The sequence below is a fragment of the Streptomyces niveus genome, from assembly GCF_001723055.1.
GTDB lineage: Bacteria > Actinomycetota > Actinomycetes > Streptomycetales > Streptomycetaceae > Streptomyces > Streptomyces niveus.
In genome coordinates this window covers 1-16342 of the sequence record NZ_MDCR01000050.1, presented here as the reverse complement: position 1 = coordinate 16342, position 16342 = coordinate 1, and the positions used below count along the sequence as shown (strand labels likewise).

The 16342-nt window shown below is 67.2% G+C and carries 8 protein-coding genes and 1 pseudogene; 5 read left to right on the top strand and 4 right to left on the bottom strand.

Features of this window, described 5'->3' with window-relative positions; translation table 11 throughout:
* Positions 1-181 precede the first annotated feature (181 nt).
* The gene (locus BHU15_RS07560) at positions 182-1207 is read right to left on the bottom strand and encodes an NAD(P)/FAD-dependent oxidoreductase (RefSeq protein ID WP_069626465.1); all 1026 of its coding nucleotides are present in this window, start codon (positions 1205-1207) and stop codon (positions 182-184) included.
* A gap of 161 nt (positions 1208-1368) precedes the next feature.
* Here BHU15_RS07560 and BHU15_RS07555 point away from each other — a divergent pair, with 161 nt between their 5' ends.
* Both BHU15_RS07555 and BHU15_RS07550 read left to right on the top strand, forming a co-directional pair.
* A complete protein-coding gene (locus BHU15_RS07555; protein WP_247748754.1) occupies positions 1369-1824 on the top strand; it encodes a methyltransferase domain-containing protein in 456 nt (151 codons plus the stop codon).
* Positions 1817-3079, top strand: a complete 1263-nt coding sequence (locus BHU15_RS07550) for a low temperature requirement protein A (protein WP_255293049.1) — start codon at positions 1817-1819, stop codon at positions 3077-3079. The genes BHU15_RS07555 and BHU15_RS07550 overlap by 8 nt, the downstream gene beginning before the upstream one ends.
* 287 nt (positions 3080-3366) lie before the next feature.
* Here BHU15_RS07550 and BHU15_RS41165 read toward each other — a convergent pair whose 3' ends face one another.
* A complete protein-coding gene (locus BHU15_RS41165; RefSeq protein WP_069626461.1) occupies positions 3367-4539 on the bottom strand; it encodes an SMI1/KNR4 family protein in 1173 nt (390 codons plus the stop codon).
* Positions 4540-4978: 439 nt separating this feature from the next.
* Between BHU15_RS41165 and BHU15_RS07540 the strand changes: the two genes are divergently transcribed.
* A complete protein-coding gene (locus BHU15_RS07540) occupies positions 4979-5359 on the top strand; it encodes a hypothetical protein (RefSeq protein ID WP_401919745.1) in 381 nt (126 codons plus the stop codon).
* A 379-nt stretch (positions 5360-5738) separates the two neighbouring features.
* Here the strand turns inward: BHU15_RS07540 and BHU15_RS07535 are convergent, their stop codons facing one another.
* Positions 5739-6257, bottom strand: coding sequence for a hypothetical protein (locus BHU15_RS07535; RefSeq protein ID WP_247748752.1), 519 nt, complete (start codon positions 6255-6257; stop codon positions 5739-5741).
* A gap of 1338 nt (positions 6258-7595) precedes the next feature.
* Here BHU15_RS07535 and BHU15_RS07530 point away from each other — a divergent pair.
* Positions 7596-15305: a golvesin C-terminal-like domain-containing protein gene (locus BHU15_RS07530; protein ID WP_255293050.1), complete on the top strand. Its 7710-nt coding sequence runs from the start codon at positions 7596-7598 to the stop codon at positions 15303-15305.
* A 19-nt stretch (positions 15306-15324) separates the two neighbouring features.
* The gene (locus BHU15_RS07525) at positions 15325-15840 is read left to right on the top strand and encodes an SMI1/KNR4 family protein (RefSeq protein WP_069626460.1); all 516 of its coding nucleotides are present in this window, start codon (positions 15325-15327) and stop codon (positions 15838-15840) included.
* Between the two features lie 378 nt (positions 15841-16218).
* Here BHU15_RS07525 and BHU15_RS41160 read toward each other — a convergent pair.
* Positions 16219-16342, bottom strand: a pseudogene (locus BHU15_RS41160) (VOC family protein); the annotation flags it as partial.

Below are 16342 nucleotides of genomic sequence, written 5' to 3'. Positions count from 1 at the left end.
CCAACCTCACAGGGCAATACAGCTAGGGCGTGTGCGCGAAGTCCCGTCTGGCTCACGGCGTCTGGCACGCACGCTCGCCGCGTTGTCGGACTCGACCGAGTACGCCCGGTACGAGGCCGATCCTCCGCCTTGCGAGCGCACGCACCAGACGCCGCGAGCCCCGCCCTACGGGCGGACGACGCTACTTTGCGGACACGCCCTGGAAGCGGTCGAGACGGCAGCCCGCCAGCAGCGGTTCGGGGGCGCCGTCGAGCAACTCCCGGGCGACCAGGCGGCCCACGGCCGGGGCGAGGGTGACCGCGGCGTGCAGCACGGCCACGTAGAGGCCGGGCACGCCGGAGACCGGGCCGACGATCGGCTCACCGTCGGCCGGCATGGGGCGTACGCCGACCCGGGAGCTGAGCAGCTCGACATCTCCTGCGCCGTGGAAGGTGGACCGGACGGCGGCGAGAGTCCGTTCGGGAGAGTCCGCGGCGGCGATCAGCCGGTCCGGGGCGACCTGCCGGAGATCGAAGTCCCGGTTGTTGACCACGGTGCGGACCAGATCGGCCGGAGCGCTGAACCGGAAGAGCGTCGCAGGCGACGGATCGACCGGGATACGTACGCCGAGCGGCGCGCCCAGCGCGGCCGTGGCCGCCCCCGCCGCGAGCACCACAGTCCCACCGGAGAGCGGCCCCGTGGCCGTCTCGACCCCGACGACCCGGCCTGCGGCGTCCCGTCGGACCGCGGTGACCCCGCTGTCCGGACAGACGCGGGCGCCGTGTTCGCGGGCCCCCGCGACCAGCCGCTCGATCACGCCCACCGGGTCGACGGCGCCGTCACCGGGTGCCCAGACGGCCCACTCCGGGGGCTGCCGCAGGGCGGGTTCGAGCTTGGCCGCGGTGGCCGCGTCAACGATCTCCTGCCCGGGTCCCGCCTCCGGCGCGGCGTCCGTCGTGCCCCAGGACAGCGAGCCGGACCAGTTCACCGGGAGTCCGGGCAGCTCGGCCTTCAGCCGGTGGTACTCGTCAGTCGCGGCCTGCCGCAGCGCGGCTGCCGGACCGGTGCGTACGCCGGACGACCCGATCCAGGCGAACGAGTCCGCCGTCACACCGGCGCCCGGCCGCCCCGTGTCGACGAGCGTCACGACGGCGCCGGCCCGGGCAGCGTGATAGGCCACCGAGGCGCCGACGATACCGGCGCCGACCACCACCAGGTCACTGCTCATCGACGGCTCCACAGGTCGGGCTCAACTCGTCTCGGCACGGTCCGCCATGTGCATCGCACGCTCATCCGCGAGACGCTACCGCAGGTCCGCGACCTGCCTCGGAGATTTTCCGGGTAACACCCGCACGCCCCAACTCAACCGCCCAGTCCTATCGTCGCCCGATGCGGGCACACCCTGTCGACCGTCCGGCCGACCTCGATGTGGTCCGTGAGTCGTACGACCGCGTGGCTGACAACTACGCCCACATGGTGGTGACGACGGGAGTCGGCGACATCCGTCGCCATCCATGGCTCAAGGCGTCGATCGACGCCTTCGCGGACACCGTGGACGGACTGGGCCCTGTCCTCGACGTCGGCTGCGGACCCGGCACGGTGACCGTGTACCTCGCCGAACGCGGACTCGACGTGTCCGGGGTCGACCTCGGCGAAGCCTCGCTCGGCGGCGTGCTCGGGCAGGCCGGACTGCACCCGGTCGCCGAACTCCGGCTCCCCGCGCAGGAGCACAGCGGCCCCGGTCTCGTCGTCATGGCCGACGCCCCGACTGACGATCAGTTCGTAACGGCCGCGCCGTGCCGCTCCCACAGGGGTCCGCACCAGCATCATGCTGCGCATGAGTAACAGGGCAAAGCCGGCGCATCGTCTCGTACCGATGACCGGCCGCGATCCGGAAGAGCCCGGCCGCGTCTCCTCACCGCTGGAGCTGCTGTTCGACCTGACCTTCGTGGTCGCCGTCGGCACCGCCGCGTCCCAGCTCGCGGAGATGCTCGCCGGGGGACACGCCACGCAGGCCATCACCGCGTTCGTCCTCGCGATGTTCGCGATCTGCGTCGCCTGGATCAGCTTCACCTGGTTCGCGTCCGCGTTCGGCACCGACGACTGGCTGTACCGCGCCCTGACGATGCTCCAGATGATCGGCGTCGTCGTCTTCGCGCTCGGCCTGCCGGCCATGTTCCACTCCGTCGAGGAGGGCGGCCGTCTCGAACTGCGGGCGATGGTCATCGGTTACGTCGTGATGCGGATCGCGATGGTGCTGCAGTGGTGGCGGGCGGCCCGGCAGTCACCGCCCTTCCACCAGGTCGGCATGGCCAACATCCGCTGGACCGTGATCGCCCAGGCCGGCTGGATCGTGGTCGGCTTCGTGGAACTGCCGCTCGCCGCCGTGTTCACCGCCTTCGTCGTACTCGCGATCCTGGAGCTCGCCCTGCCCCTGCTCACCCAGGGCGGCGCAGGCGGAACACCCTGGCACCCCCACCATGTCGCCGAGCGGTACGGCCTGTTCGCGATCATCACCCTGGGCGAGGGCGTCGTCGGCACGGTCGCCTCCTCCGGTGACCTTCTCGGCGGCCCGAACGGAACGGACTGGAGCGGGAACGCCGTCGCCGTCGTGGTCGCCGGAGTGGGCCTGACCTTCGGGATGTGGTGGGTCTACTTCGCCGTCCCCTTCGGCGACATCCTCGCCCGCCGTCGCGGTCGCGGATACGTCTTCGGCTACGGCCACATCCTCCTCTTCATCGGAATCGCCGGCTCGGGCGCGGGACTCCACGTGGCCGGCCTGGACCTGGAACACCACTCGGACCTCGGCCCCGCCGCCGTGGTCCTGTCCCTGGCCCTCCCCGTCGGCCTCTACCTGCTGATGGTGTACCTCCTGCACACCCTGCTCCTCACCACGGCGGACCGCCTCCACCTCCTGCTCATCTCCCTCACCCTCGCGCTGCTGACCGCGGCGGTAATCCTGTCCACAGCCGGCGTCCCGATCGCGGCATGCCTGCTCGTGGTCATGCTCGCCCCCTACGTCACGGTGATCGGCTACGAGACGATCGGCCACCGGCACCAGCAGCACATGCTGAAGAACCTGGATTCGCCCAGTGGTTGACGCCCCTGCCACGGGATCAGGGTCACTGTTGTCGAACCGGGTGGCTTCACTCCGGGATCGTCGAGCAAGTGCGCGGCGTCATCGCCGCGCGAGTGGAGCGCGGGTCGTGAGATCCATCGCGACCGGCCCGACCACGCGAAGCACAGACACAGCCCAGCCCCGATCAGCGGACGCTGACGGTCTCCCGGGCGAGCACCAGGTCCGCCACTCACTCGCCAGGTGAGGTGCGAGGCAGTCCGATTCCGGGTCCGAACCAGCGGTTCTTGCGCGATCGAGTTCGGCCACCCTTACGCGCGTTGCGGGCCTCGGCGGCTGCCCCCGCCCATCGACGGCATCGACAGGTCGGTTCCCGCCATCGCAACCTCGACGATGTGTGCCAGCGCCCCCGGCAGAGTCAACCCGCCCTCGGGTGTGTGGTGCATGCGAGGTTCTTCGCCCCTGGCCCACGTACCGGTCAGGCCGGTGTCGCAGTCGATGAAATCGCCCGTCCTCGGCTCGTCCACCGTGTCGGCGGTGAAGGGGACCCACCGTGAGCCCCAGCCCGGCATCTCGTCGGCGAGGAACTCGCGGGTCTCCAGGGCGGTTTCGATCGGCATCAGTGCCAGGCCGTTGAGGAACGCGCCGGCAGCGGTGCCGGTGACACCGTCGTTCAGCGTCCACAGGGCACGCAGGGGAGCGCGCAGTGAGAAGCCCAGCCGCTGCTCGGCCCGCTCGATCCGGTGATCCGAGGCGCCCGGCCGCAGCGACGCGTAGGACTCCGGCGCGCGCAGCCGCAGCCAGACCTTCAGCCGCTCCCACGCCGCGATGACCAGCTGGTCCTCGGGAGCGACGTGCTCGGGCTGATGGTCTCCGGTTTCCTCCAACACCCAGGTGAGGTGGCTGGGCGGGCCTTCGTGTCGTTGAGGGACGCGCGAGTACCGGCGCGAATACGGCATGGGGGCGCCGGTCTCCAGCGACCGGGCCATCAGCCTGATCATCTCTCCCAGACTCTTCCAGCGGACCGCGGTGACCTCGTCGCTCTCGTAGTCGATCTCGATGATGTTGCCGTACGTCGCGCCGGGCCGGTGGTCGACGAGGAGACTCTCCCCCGTGTTCGTACCGGCGAAGGGGAGCCACAGCGGGTCTGCCCACGGGCTCATCACCCATTCCTCGGGGTCCGCGCCGAACTCGTCGTGGAACTCGTCGAGCATCTCCCGCATGTAGTCCGGCCCGTCCTTGAGCGCTTCGACGTCGTACGGGACGTGGCCGCCCGGCCAGACGGGGGCGTCGGACACGGGGGCGCCGCCGTGGATTCGGAGCCACTGCACGAGGTGGGGATGGAGCGGGTACGGGATCGCGTCCTGGAGGGCCCGGACGGCCTCTTCGGAGGCCGCCGGATGCGGCTCGGACCGGGAAACGGTGCACTGGTTCTCGCGAAGCCAGGTCTCGATGCGCTCCCAGGCGCGACTGAGGTCGTCCACCGGCACATCCTGGCAGACAGCACCTCACATCGTGCTCGGCCCGACAGGTCGTTCGGTGTCCACTGCCCGTCAGGCAGTGCACAGGACGGGGGTATTGCGCGCAAGGACTGCGGGACGACCGCCGGTACGCGGCCCCGACCTGGCGCGAGACCTGCGGGCGCTCCTCGATGCCGGGCCGGCTGAACCAGGGCTCGCTCAGGGCTTCGCCCAGGCCACGGCAGGCCGATTCGGGCATCGCCGCGATGGGGCTAGTGCTTGAACGCGCCGGTCACTGTGACGTTTGACGACGCACTCTCGCTTGGTTGGACGAGGGAACAACGTCGGGTTCCCTGCCGAGTGCCCGCGTGAGGCTCTCGGAAGTGAACGAGTTCTGGGGGCCGCGGTGGGTTCGGGTGGGGAACAGATGCGTCTCTTGTCGGCCGGTGAGATGCGCGCGGGGGTGGCTGAGTTCGTCCGGAGGGTGACGGCGCGGAACCGTCTGCCCCTGGACTACTCGGTGGCGAGCCTGCGCGTGGTGGACCGCATCACCGACGGGCTCCGGGGCGCCGGTGCGGAGCAGGGGAGAGTGGCACGTGAGCTGTTCTGGCTCGGGGCTTACGTGGGCGAGGTGTTAGTGAGGCGGGCTGGTGCGGAGTGGGTGAATTTCGACAGAGGGCAGCGAGAACTCTTTGGCCAAGCAGTAGGGGTTCGGATGCCTGATGGTCGGGTGTGGAATCCGATCGGAAAGGTGGCCAAACGGTTCGTGGCCGGACCGGAGGAATCCGTACAGCAGATGTACTTCCTGCTGCACGGCCGCGTACCGATGAAGGCCGCGCGATGAGCCAGCCTTCCGTGCCGTGATTGTTCGGTGCGGCGAAAAGCTCCGAATCTGTGAGACTTCTGTGTGCCACGGCGCTGTGAGGAGGGGGAAGAACGCCAAGGGTGGGAATCAGCGTCGTACGCATGCGTCTGACGCGGAGCTGGGGAGTGCCGTGCCGCTTGCTCAGCAGGGGGATGAGGGCGCCTTCGCTGCGATCATGGCCCGTCCGCGCACGTTCCGACCGGTAGCGATGGTGTAGGCCCCGCCCCGAGAATGCTTCCGCGCTCGGGACGGTTGAGGTGACTGGCATCTGTCGTGACGCGGCGCACGTGCGTACTCCGTGAAAGCCGGAACCCGGAACCCGGGTGGGCGCGCCATGCCCAGTTGGGGCGGCGGTGATTCAGGGCCGTGGAAGTGGGGCGCTGCAGGTGGCACGGCCGTACGTTCCGCTGGCTGTTGCGCGCTGGACGTGCGTGCCGCGGACGGCGACGGTGCAGGCGGCCTGGCCGCCCTTCTCGCCGAGGACGATGGCCACGGTCGGGTCCTTGTCGAGGGGGACCCGCACGGTCTTCTTCCACGGCAGGGCGGCGTCCTTGACGACGGTCGCGGAGCCGGATTCGCTGCGGGCGAGGTAGGAGACCTCGACGGTGCCCTCACCCGTGACCTCATACGTCACCTCGGCCGTCGGCACGGCGCGCGGCTCCGGTTTCTCCTCGGTGTTGAGGAAGCCGTAGCCCACGAGGCCGCCGCAGGCGAGCAGCACGGCGGCGGCGATGGCGATGCCTGCGCGGCTCCCCGTGTCCTTGTCCTTGTTCCCGTCCGCCGGTTCGGTGCCTGGCGTTTCCGTGCCCGCCGTTGCTTCGGTTTCCCGCTCCGCGGTTTCCGTTTCTGTGCTTTCCGTGGATTCCTTCGATGACATGAGCGTGCCCGGCTTTCGGTGAGTCGGCAGAAGTCGAACCGGGCGGTTATACATCACGCGCCGCGCGCTGCGCCAGCAATTGAACAAAAGGGGCGAAGCGGCGGAGGGTGTTCGTGTTGCCCTGAATGTCCGTGGGCTTGACGTGGCGTCACTTCGCTGACCCATAATCCCAGGCGCCGCGCTCGTGAGCTAGTCCGATCCCTGCTCGCGCGCAGAAGAGCGGCACGGATTCAGGCTGCATCGGAAACCCCCGATGGGCTTATTCGGCGTGCCGCTTTTCTGTGTGCGGTCCCCTTCCGCATCCGGGAATTCGGCCCGCGGTGTGGAAAAGGTAATGACGTGAAAGTTCCATACGGGAGATATATCTCCTGTCTAGTTGTTTCGGCGGTGGCGAGTACGCTGCTGCCGCAGGTCGCTTATGCGGCCCCCGCTTCGTCGTCCAAGGACGATGACAAGGGCGTCGTGGACACCGTCGCTGGCTGGTTCTCGGACGACGACGAAGAAAAAGAACCGGCCAAACCACCGGTCGGCGGACAGCTGGAAATACCGAGCCGGGAGAAGCTGCCGAAGGGCAAAGAGAGAGCTTCGGCCAAGCGCGTCAAGGAGCTGACCTCGCGGCGGACGCCGCAGGCGCGGTTCTGGCAGATGTCGGACGGGCGGGTGGAGGCGGAGCTGTCGGCGTCCCCCGTGTCCTACCGGTCCGGGTCGTCGTGGAAGCCGATCGACCCGACGGTGAAGGCGTCGAAGGACAAGGGTTTCGCCTTCGCCAACACATCGAACACGGGCCGCAGTTGGTTCGGTACGGACGCGTCGAAGCTGGTGCGTTTCGAGACCGCCGGCGGGCAGGCGGTCACCCTGGGCCTGAAGGGTGCGGCGAAGGGTGTCACGCCGTCGGCCAAGGGTGACACGGTCACCTACAAGGGCCTGGTCGCTGGTGCGGACGTCTCGTATCAGGTGGGTGCGGGCCGGGTGAAGGAGAACATCACCCTGGCCGAACAGCCCGTGAAGCCCTTGCGGTTCGTGTTCACGCTGGATGCGGGCGAGCTGGTACCGAAGGAGCGGGGCGATGGTTCGATCGCCCTGTTCGGTGAGGATCCGGGCAACCCGGTGCTGGTGATTCCACCGGCGTACATGACGGACGCGAAGAAGGACAAGGCGTCACCGTACGGCACGTCCTTCAGTGCGAAGGTGTCGCAGAAGCTGACCCGGCACGGCAAAGGGTGGCGGCTGACGGTCACTCCGGACGCGAAGTGGCTGGCGGCCTCTGAGCGGCAGTACCCGGTGGTGATCGACCCGACGATCACGATCGCGCCGTCGCCGTCGGAGTCGCAGGACGTGATGGTCCGCTCGGACGAGCCGACGACGAACTTCAACAGCACCTGGGACATGTCGGCGGGCAAGACCAGCAGCACGGGCATCGCGCGTTCGCTGGTCCAGTTCCCGCTGGACGAGATCCCCGCCGGTTCGAAGATCGACACGGCGCAGCTGTCGCTGTACTTCGACCAGGTCCACACCACGGGTTCGACCAATGTGGACGTGGAGGTCCGCCGGGCCACCGGTGCGTGGGACGAGACCACGGCGACGTGGGACAAGACCAGCGCGCTGGTGGGTGAGCAGTCCTCGACCACCGTCCTGATGGACGACGGCGACACCGGTACGGCCGCGGTCGGTGAGTGGCCGCGGGTCTCCGGCACCGGCAACGCCGGCGACTACGCGTACAACAAGAACACCGCGACCGGTGAGTCGTACACCTGGCAGCCGATGGTTCCCGAGGCCGCCGACTACAAGGTCGAGGTCCACACCCCGGTGCAGGCGGACGGTGCGACGGCCGCCCCGTACACGGTCACCTCGGCCGAGCCGACGGCGGACTTCACGGTCAACCAGGCCACCGGCACGACCGGCTGGCGCCAGCTCGGCACCACGCAGATCGACTTCGCCAAGGGCAACACCGGCAAGGTCGTTCTCGGTGACACGGGCGATTCCACGAAGCGGACGATCGCGGACGCGGTGAGGCTGGTCAACCCGGCGCAGATCCGCAAGGACATCGGCGAGTACAACGAGTGGCACAACTTCCGGGTCGGTGACACCGTCCAGAAGTGGGTCTCGGGCACCTCGCCGAACCACGGCTTCGTCATCAAGGCCCTCGACGAGTCCTCGACCGCGCCGCTGGGCGGTCCGCAGTACCAGGCCGGGGACTACGACTACGGCGGCGAGACCTCCACCATCCCGCGCCTGACCGTCACCTTCGGCAAGGTCGGCACCTCGCTGAACTCGCCGACCGTTGTGCACGGCACCGGCCCCGAGCTGTCCTGGCCGGCGTACAAGAACACCACCGGTGACACCAAGCTCGACATCGCCGAATACCAGCTGCACCGCTCCACCCAGCAGGTGTTCACGCCGTCGGCCGCGACACTTGTCGCGCCGCTTCCCAAGACGCTCACCCAGTACACCGACACGACCGCGGTGCCGACACCGGACTCCAGCTCGGAGCAGATCGGCAAGTCGTACTACTACCAGATCGCGGTCAAAACCGGTGACGGGCAGGTTCTCGGGTCACCGACCCGCGTCGTCGGCATCCCCAAGGCCGGCCGCACCATGCGGCTCATCCAGGCCGGAGCCGGTGTCACCGACACCACCCTGTCCTCCCTCAAGCCGACAACGAACCTGAACACCGTCGAACAGGGCACCCTCGGCCAGGACTGGCTGACCGTGGGCAACAACTCCGCCACCTACGGCAAGACTCGCTCCGTCATCAAGTTCCCGACCACCACCATCCCCGCCACCGCCACGGTGCTGGAGAGCCGCGCCTTCCTGTGGTCGACCCTCACCGAACGCGACATCCCCACCAGCAAGGCCCAATACAACCTGCACGGCCTGACCCGGGACTTCACCGAAACCCAGGCCACCTGGAACAACGCCACCTCCACCACCGCCTGGACAACCGCCGGCGGCGACCACTCCGCGGCCGTCTCCGACTACGTACCCGCCTTCAACACCGACCTCGGCCGCCACTGGTGGGACGCCACATCCCTCACCCAGGGCTGGGTCAAGACGCCCACCAGCAACAAGGGCGCCCTGATCAAGCTCAAGGACGAAACCACCGGCGGCCCCCAGGAACGCTCCATCTTCCTCTCCACCGCCGCCCCCGACCCCCAACTGCGCCCGCTGCTGCGCGTGATCTACGTGGACGCCACCACCGAGGACACGTACTACGCACCGCAGACCCCGACCCGCATGACCCCCAACTCCACCTACACCGTGGACATGACGGTCACCAACACCACCAGCGCGGGCTGGGCCGCCGGTGAGCGGGAACTCTCCTACACCTGGAAGCTGCCCGACGGCACGGACTCCACCAACGGCGGCAACCAGCTCAAAACGGCGATCCCGGCACTCCCGCCCGGCAACTCCGCCACCATCCAGGCGCAGGTCAAAACGCCGATCAACTCCGACTCCGGCAACAAGCGGACCGAGTACGCGCTCGGCTGGGACGTACGCAAAATCGCCGACGGCAGCTGGCTGTCGGCCGGCACCGGCGGCATCCCGTCGCTGAAGCAGAACGTCGCGGTCGAGGACCCCACCTCCAACCAGCTGGGCATGGAGAAGTTCTACGCCTACGCGGGCAAGAACACGGGCGCCGGCTCGACGGTGATGAACAACCTCTCGTCGGGCAACGGCGTGTGGCAGTACAACGCGTTCAGCAACCCCGGCCGGGGACTGAGCACGTTCTTCCGCATGGCCTACAACTCCCTCGACACCTCCGACACGGTCTCCGGCCACGGCTGGTCGACGCAGGCCGCCGGCCCGATCCGGCTCGGCGCGCCGCTCGACTTCCACCCCAACCCGAACCCGACCGAGCTCAGGCTCCCGGACGGTGACGGCACCACGCACGTCTTCCGCAAGCAGGACGACGGCACCTGGAAGGCCCCGGCGGGCGTCCACTACAAGGTCACCATGAAGGCGGGCTTGGACTGCAAGCCGAGCAGCGACCCGATCCCGGACGCCTGGACGCTGACCCGCCCGGACGGCACACGCTTCCTCTTCGGCTGCGACGGCTACATGACGTCCACGGTCGACAAGAACGGCAACACACAGCTGTTCACGTACGAGGAGCGGAAGTCCAACAACAAGCCGACCAAGTTCCTCAAGTACATCACCGACCCGGCGGGCCGGGAGTCACTGACCGTCGACTACTGGGAGAAGGGCCAGACCGGCTTCCAGTACGTCAACGACTCGGGCGTGCTGACCTCGGACGCCGGCAAGCTCAACAACTCGAAGATCTACGACCACATCCGCTCGGTCACCGACATCTCCGGGCGGAAGGTCGAGTTCTACTACACCGACAAGGGACTGCTCGGGCAGTTCACCGACGGTGTGGGCAGCTCGCAGCCCAAGAACTTCACCTTCACGTACGACGCCACCCAGGGCAACAAGAACGTCAAGCTGGTCAAGGCCACCGACCCCCGCGGCAACGCGACATCGATGGCCTACAACGAGCCGTCGGCGGGTGACGAACCGAAGTACCACTGGCGGACGAAGACGGTCACGGACCGGCTGCAGGGAGCCACTGGCTTCACGTACGCCGTGAACGCCGCCAACCCCAAGTTCACCGACGTCAAGGTGACCGACGCCGAGTCGCACGCCACCGACTACGTGACGGACGACTTCGGCCGCCCGGTCCAGACGACCAACGCCAAGTCGCAGACCACGAAGATGTCGTGGGACGCCGACAACAACGTCACCTACCTGGAGGCGGACAACGGCGCCAAGACCGCGTATTGCTACGACCAGAAGACGGGCTTCCCGCTCTGGCAGCGCGACGCGGAGAACAACAAGGCGGGCGTGCCGCCCGCGGGCGACTGCGCTCCGGGAACGTACCCGGCGAACTCCGTGCGGTACACGTACCAGCCGCGCCTCGACGGCTTCTCGGCCGATCTCGCCACCAAGACCTCACCCGAGGGCCGCAAGTGGCAGTTCGGCTACGACGCCTACGGCAATCTGAAGACGGTCACCGACCCCAAGGGCGTCTCCACGGCGACGGCGGGTGACTACACCACGTCGTACGAGTACGACGCTCACGGCCAGCTGACCAAGGCGATCGACGCCAACGGCAACGCGGACACCAACAGCGACTTCGAGCCCACGGGCTTCCCGAGGACGATGACGGACGCGCTGAACAAGTCGACGACGTTCGTCTACGACGAGCGTGGCCAGGTCACCGACATAACCGATGCGCTGGGCACGAGGATTACCCAGACGTACGACACCTTCGGACGTCCGCTGGTCAAGACCGAGCCCAAGGACCAGGCCGCAGGTGACCTGATCACGGCACCGGCGCCCGTGTACGACGCCAACGACAACGTCACCACGTCGACGGCACCCAACGGCGCGGTGTCCACCGCGGTGTACGACAAGACCGACCAGATCGTCTCGGCGACCGCGCCGAAGGACACCACGACGTCAGGCGAGCGGAAGTCGCTCTACACCTACGACAAGGTCGGCAACCTCAGGACGACGACCGAGCCGAAGGGGACGCTGACAACCACAGACGCGACGGACTTCGTCACGACCAACCACTACGACGACATCTATCAACTCACCTCTGTCGTCGACGCGGAGGGGGACAAACTCAGCTACGAGTACGACAACGTCGGCAACACCACCAAGGTCATCGACCCGAAGAAGAACGCCACGGCCGACACGACCGACTACACGACCAAGACCGCCTACGACCTGAACCACAGGGTCACCACGGTCACGGACGCCGCCGGCAAGGCCACCAAGAAGGCCTACGACAAGGACTCGCTGGTCACGTCGTCCACGGACGCAGAGAACAACACCACGCTCATCAGCTATGACGAGCGCGGCAAGCAGACCGAGGTCAAGATCCCGTACAGCGGCGCCTCGCCGATCACCTACCGGACGACCAGATACGAGTACGACCAGGTCGGCAACTCCACCAAGGTGATCACCCCGCGCGCCGTCGAAGCGGGGACGACCGCGGCGTTCACCGCCCGCACCGAGTACGACGCGCTGAACCGGCCGAAGCGCAAGTACCAGCCGTACGACCCGGCGGACACCCGCCACAACGACCCCGACGTCTACACGGAGACCGAGTACGACGCCGTGGGCCGGGTCGCGAAGACCTCGATGCCACCCTCGGAGGGGCAGTCGGTCCGCAACACCACGGAGTTCGACTACTTCGACAACGGCTGGACGAAGGCATCCACGGACCCGTGGTCCATTGCCACCACCTACGACTACAACGCCATGGGCCAGCAGACGGCCAGGACACTGACATCGGCGGGCGGCTCCTCCAACCGCACGATGACGTGGTCGTTCTACCCCGACGGAAAGGTCAAGTCCCGTTCCGACGACGGTGTTCCGGTGGGCAAGTCGGTAGTCCTGGCGGACAACTCCGACACCCAGCAGACCTCTTCCACGGGCACCTGGGCCACCGGGGACATCACCGGGCAGCAGGGCTACAACCACCGCACCCACAGTGCCGGTGCCGGCACGGACGCCTTCACGTGGACGCTCGACATCCCCAAGGACGGCACATACACCGCGTACGTGACGTACCCGAAGGTGACGGGTGCGGCCACGACCGCGAAGTACACGCTGTCGCACGGCACGACCACCGAACCGGCCGTTACCAAGGACCAGAACGCCGGCAGCGGCACCTGGGTCAGCCTCGGCAGCTACGCCCTCAAGCAGGGCGAGGACACCAAGCTGAAGCTTGATCAGAACAGCGCCGGCGTCGTGGTCGCGGACGGTGTCAAGCTGGTCCGTGACAACTCCGCGGAGACCGACAACGAGAAGCGGACGTTCGACTACGCCTACGACGTCAACGGCAACCTGACGTCGATCGACGACACGTCGTCCGGGGCGAAGGCCGACGCCTACGCCATCGCCTACACAGGCCTCAACCAGGTCCAGAAGGTGACGGAGTCGCTGTCCGGCACGGAGAGGAAGGCGACGTCGTACACGTACGACGCCAACGGGCAGTCGGACACGGTCACCCACCCCAGCCAGTTCTCCACGTACACCTACGACCTGCGGGACAAGGTCAAGACGGTGTCCGTCGGCAAGTCCGCGACGGACAGCACCCCCAAGGTCACGTCGTACACGTACACCGACCGTGGCCAGAAACTGAAGGAGACCAAAGCCAACGGCAACATCGTCGACCACACCTACCACCTCAACGGCGCGCTGAAGTCGACAACGGAGAAGAAGGCGGACGGCACCACGCTGGTCGCCTCCCACACCTACGACTACGACCCCAACGGCAACAAGGCGCGGGACGCGGCGAAGAAGATGAACGCCGACAACCGCTCGGCGTACCTCGACTCCACGACCGACTTCACCTACGACCCGGCCGACCGGCTCACCAAGTCGGTCAAGACGGGCAACGGCGCCGGCACGGAGACGTACGTCCACGACGACAACGCCAACGTCGTCAGCCAGACAGTCAAGGGTGTCAGCACCGCGTTCCAGTACGACCGCAACAGGCTGCTGACGGCGACGACGTCGGGCGCCGTCGCCAACTACACCTACGACCCCTTCGGCCGTCAGCAGTCGGTCAATTCAGGCGGCAAGGTCGTCGAGCGCAGTGTGTACGACGGCTTCGACCACGTCGTGGAGTCCCAGAAGGCGGACGCCGCAGGCGCGTTGAAGTCGACGAAGTACACCTTCGACCCGCTGGACCGCACCGCGTCGAAGACGGCGGACGGCAAGACCACCGACTTCGAGTACCTGGGCCTGTCCGACGAGGTCCTCGACGAGAAGGTTGCCGGCGAGCTGACCAAGTCCTACCAGTACAGCCCGTGGGGCGAGCGCCTGTCGCAGATCAAGCACAACAGCGACGGTACGACGGAGGACGGCTTCTACGGCTACAACAGCCACACCGATGTCGAGACCCTGACCGACGACAAGGGCGACACCAAGGCGACTTACGGCTACACGGCTTACGGCAACAACGACGCCACCGAGTTCACCGGGATCGACAAGCCCGAGGCGGGCCAGCCGGACAAGGAGACGTACAACCCCTACCGCTACAACGCGAAGCGCTGGGACGCCCAGTCCGGCACGTACGACATGGGCTTCCGCGACTACAGCCCGGGGCTCAACCGCTTCACCACCCGGGACATGTACAACGGGGCCCTGTCCGACATGGGCCTGGGGTCGGACCCGTTCACCGGTAACCGCTACGCCTTCACCGGCGGCAACCCGGTGAGCGGTGTCGAACTCGACGGTCACGCCGTCTGGTTCGGGATTCCGGCCATCTACTACGGGTGGGCGGCGCTCTTCGGAGCCGCCGCCGCAACGTCGACTCCGCAGGGCCAGGAGAACCTGAGGAACGCCGGACAGGCCATCGGCGACATGCTGAGGCCGTCGGCGGATGATTCCAGTTCCAGCGATTCGTCCACCCGGTCGCGTCCGAGCCCAACCCCCCAGCCGTCGCCGGGCTCCGCGCCCAGGCCCGCCCCGCGGGGTACCGACAACAACACTGTCACCTGCAACCCGATGCCTCTGATCGACGGAGGGCGGATCTACGGAGGTCTTGAGGAGTACACGAATCACCAGGGAGACAAGGGCTGCAGGGCGACCGGCGCGTTTGCATACCTCACCAAGAGCGACCGCAGGTCGCGCACCGGGGCGAACGGCATGCCGAAGTGCCCCGATTGTGAACCGTCAGTTTCGCCGGACGGAATGGGAGAAATAAGGGCAGGTGGCGGGGAGCCTCAAGCCGGTCACCTGATAGGTTATTGGGGCAAGGGTACCGGTCAGGATGTTCGAAACCTGGTGGCTCTGCACGGAAGTGCAAATAGAAGGATGGCCAGCAAGGTGGAACGCTTCGGCTGGAAGCACTTGACCGGGGGCAACAAACTGTCCATTTCGGTCGTTCCCATCTACGGGGATCCGCGCTCCGCTGTTCCTACACTCGTTCAGGTGGGAATGACCGCATACGGACCCACGGGAGATATCACGGACAACTTCTCGTGCACCGCGATCAACTCCCCGACCGGCATCGGATCGAAGTGCTAGAAGAGGTACAGCGGTGGCAATGCTTTCGGAAATCAAATCCCTGCTGGGTGAGCCCAGGTTCAACTGGTCGGATCCGGCACCATGGATCGAACTGGAGCAGGAACTCGGTATCGAATTCCCTGCGGACTTCCGTGAGATCGTGAACGCCTACGGTTCGATCGAGATCAACGGGCAGTTGTATCTGAAGCACCCAGCCGGTCATCTTCTGCACAGTCTGGGAAGAATGATCAGTAGGGATCTCGAGCTCTGGCGCGACGAGGACATGGTGGAGTTCCTGCCAAGTCCGGTAGGGGGGAACCCCGGAGAGTTGATGCCGGTGGCAACGGCCACGACGGGTGAGGCGGTCTTCCTTCGCGTTCCCGACGACCCCTCGTCGCCCTGGCGCGTCGTGGTCCAGGAGTTCGACAGTCCGGCCTGGACTCTCTACGAGATGACGTTCGGCGAGTGGTTGCTGGCTTATCTCAAGGGGAGGGATGTGACGTTGTGTTCTCGCAACTTCGCACCTGACGGCCCGTTCTACGAGTTCTTGCCCTGACGGTGAATGCGGTGGTACCCCCTGTCGTGATGGCAGGGGGTACCACCGCCTGAAGGTTGCCCCGATCGGAACGGGCAGAAGATGGTCGCCTTCTCGTCAAGGAGGCGAAGATCGGTGTCTTCGTTCCGCCGGGTGGGGAGGTCTCAAGTCTGCTGACTCAGATCTGGCCGCGCGCGTGGGTGGGGCCCGCGTACGCGGGCCTGGTGATGCTGCTGGGGAGTGTGGCGCTCGGCGGGGTGGACCCGGAGCCGTACGCCGCCCGGCATCCGTTGCTGAGGGGTGTCGATCCGGTGGCGGTGGATGTGCTCGACGGACTCGGCGGATCCGGGGACGGATCCGAAGCTGGAGCGGATGATGACGGCACTCGGCCGTGCGTGGTCAGTTCAGTTGCTGGGCCAGTCCGACGATGATGCCCTCGGGGCCGCGGACGTAGCACAGGAGGTAGCTGTCCTCGAACCGGGCGATCTCGCCGACGAGTTCCGCCCCGTGGGGGCGCAGGCGG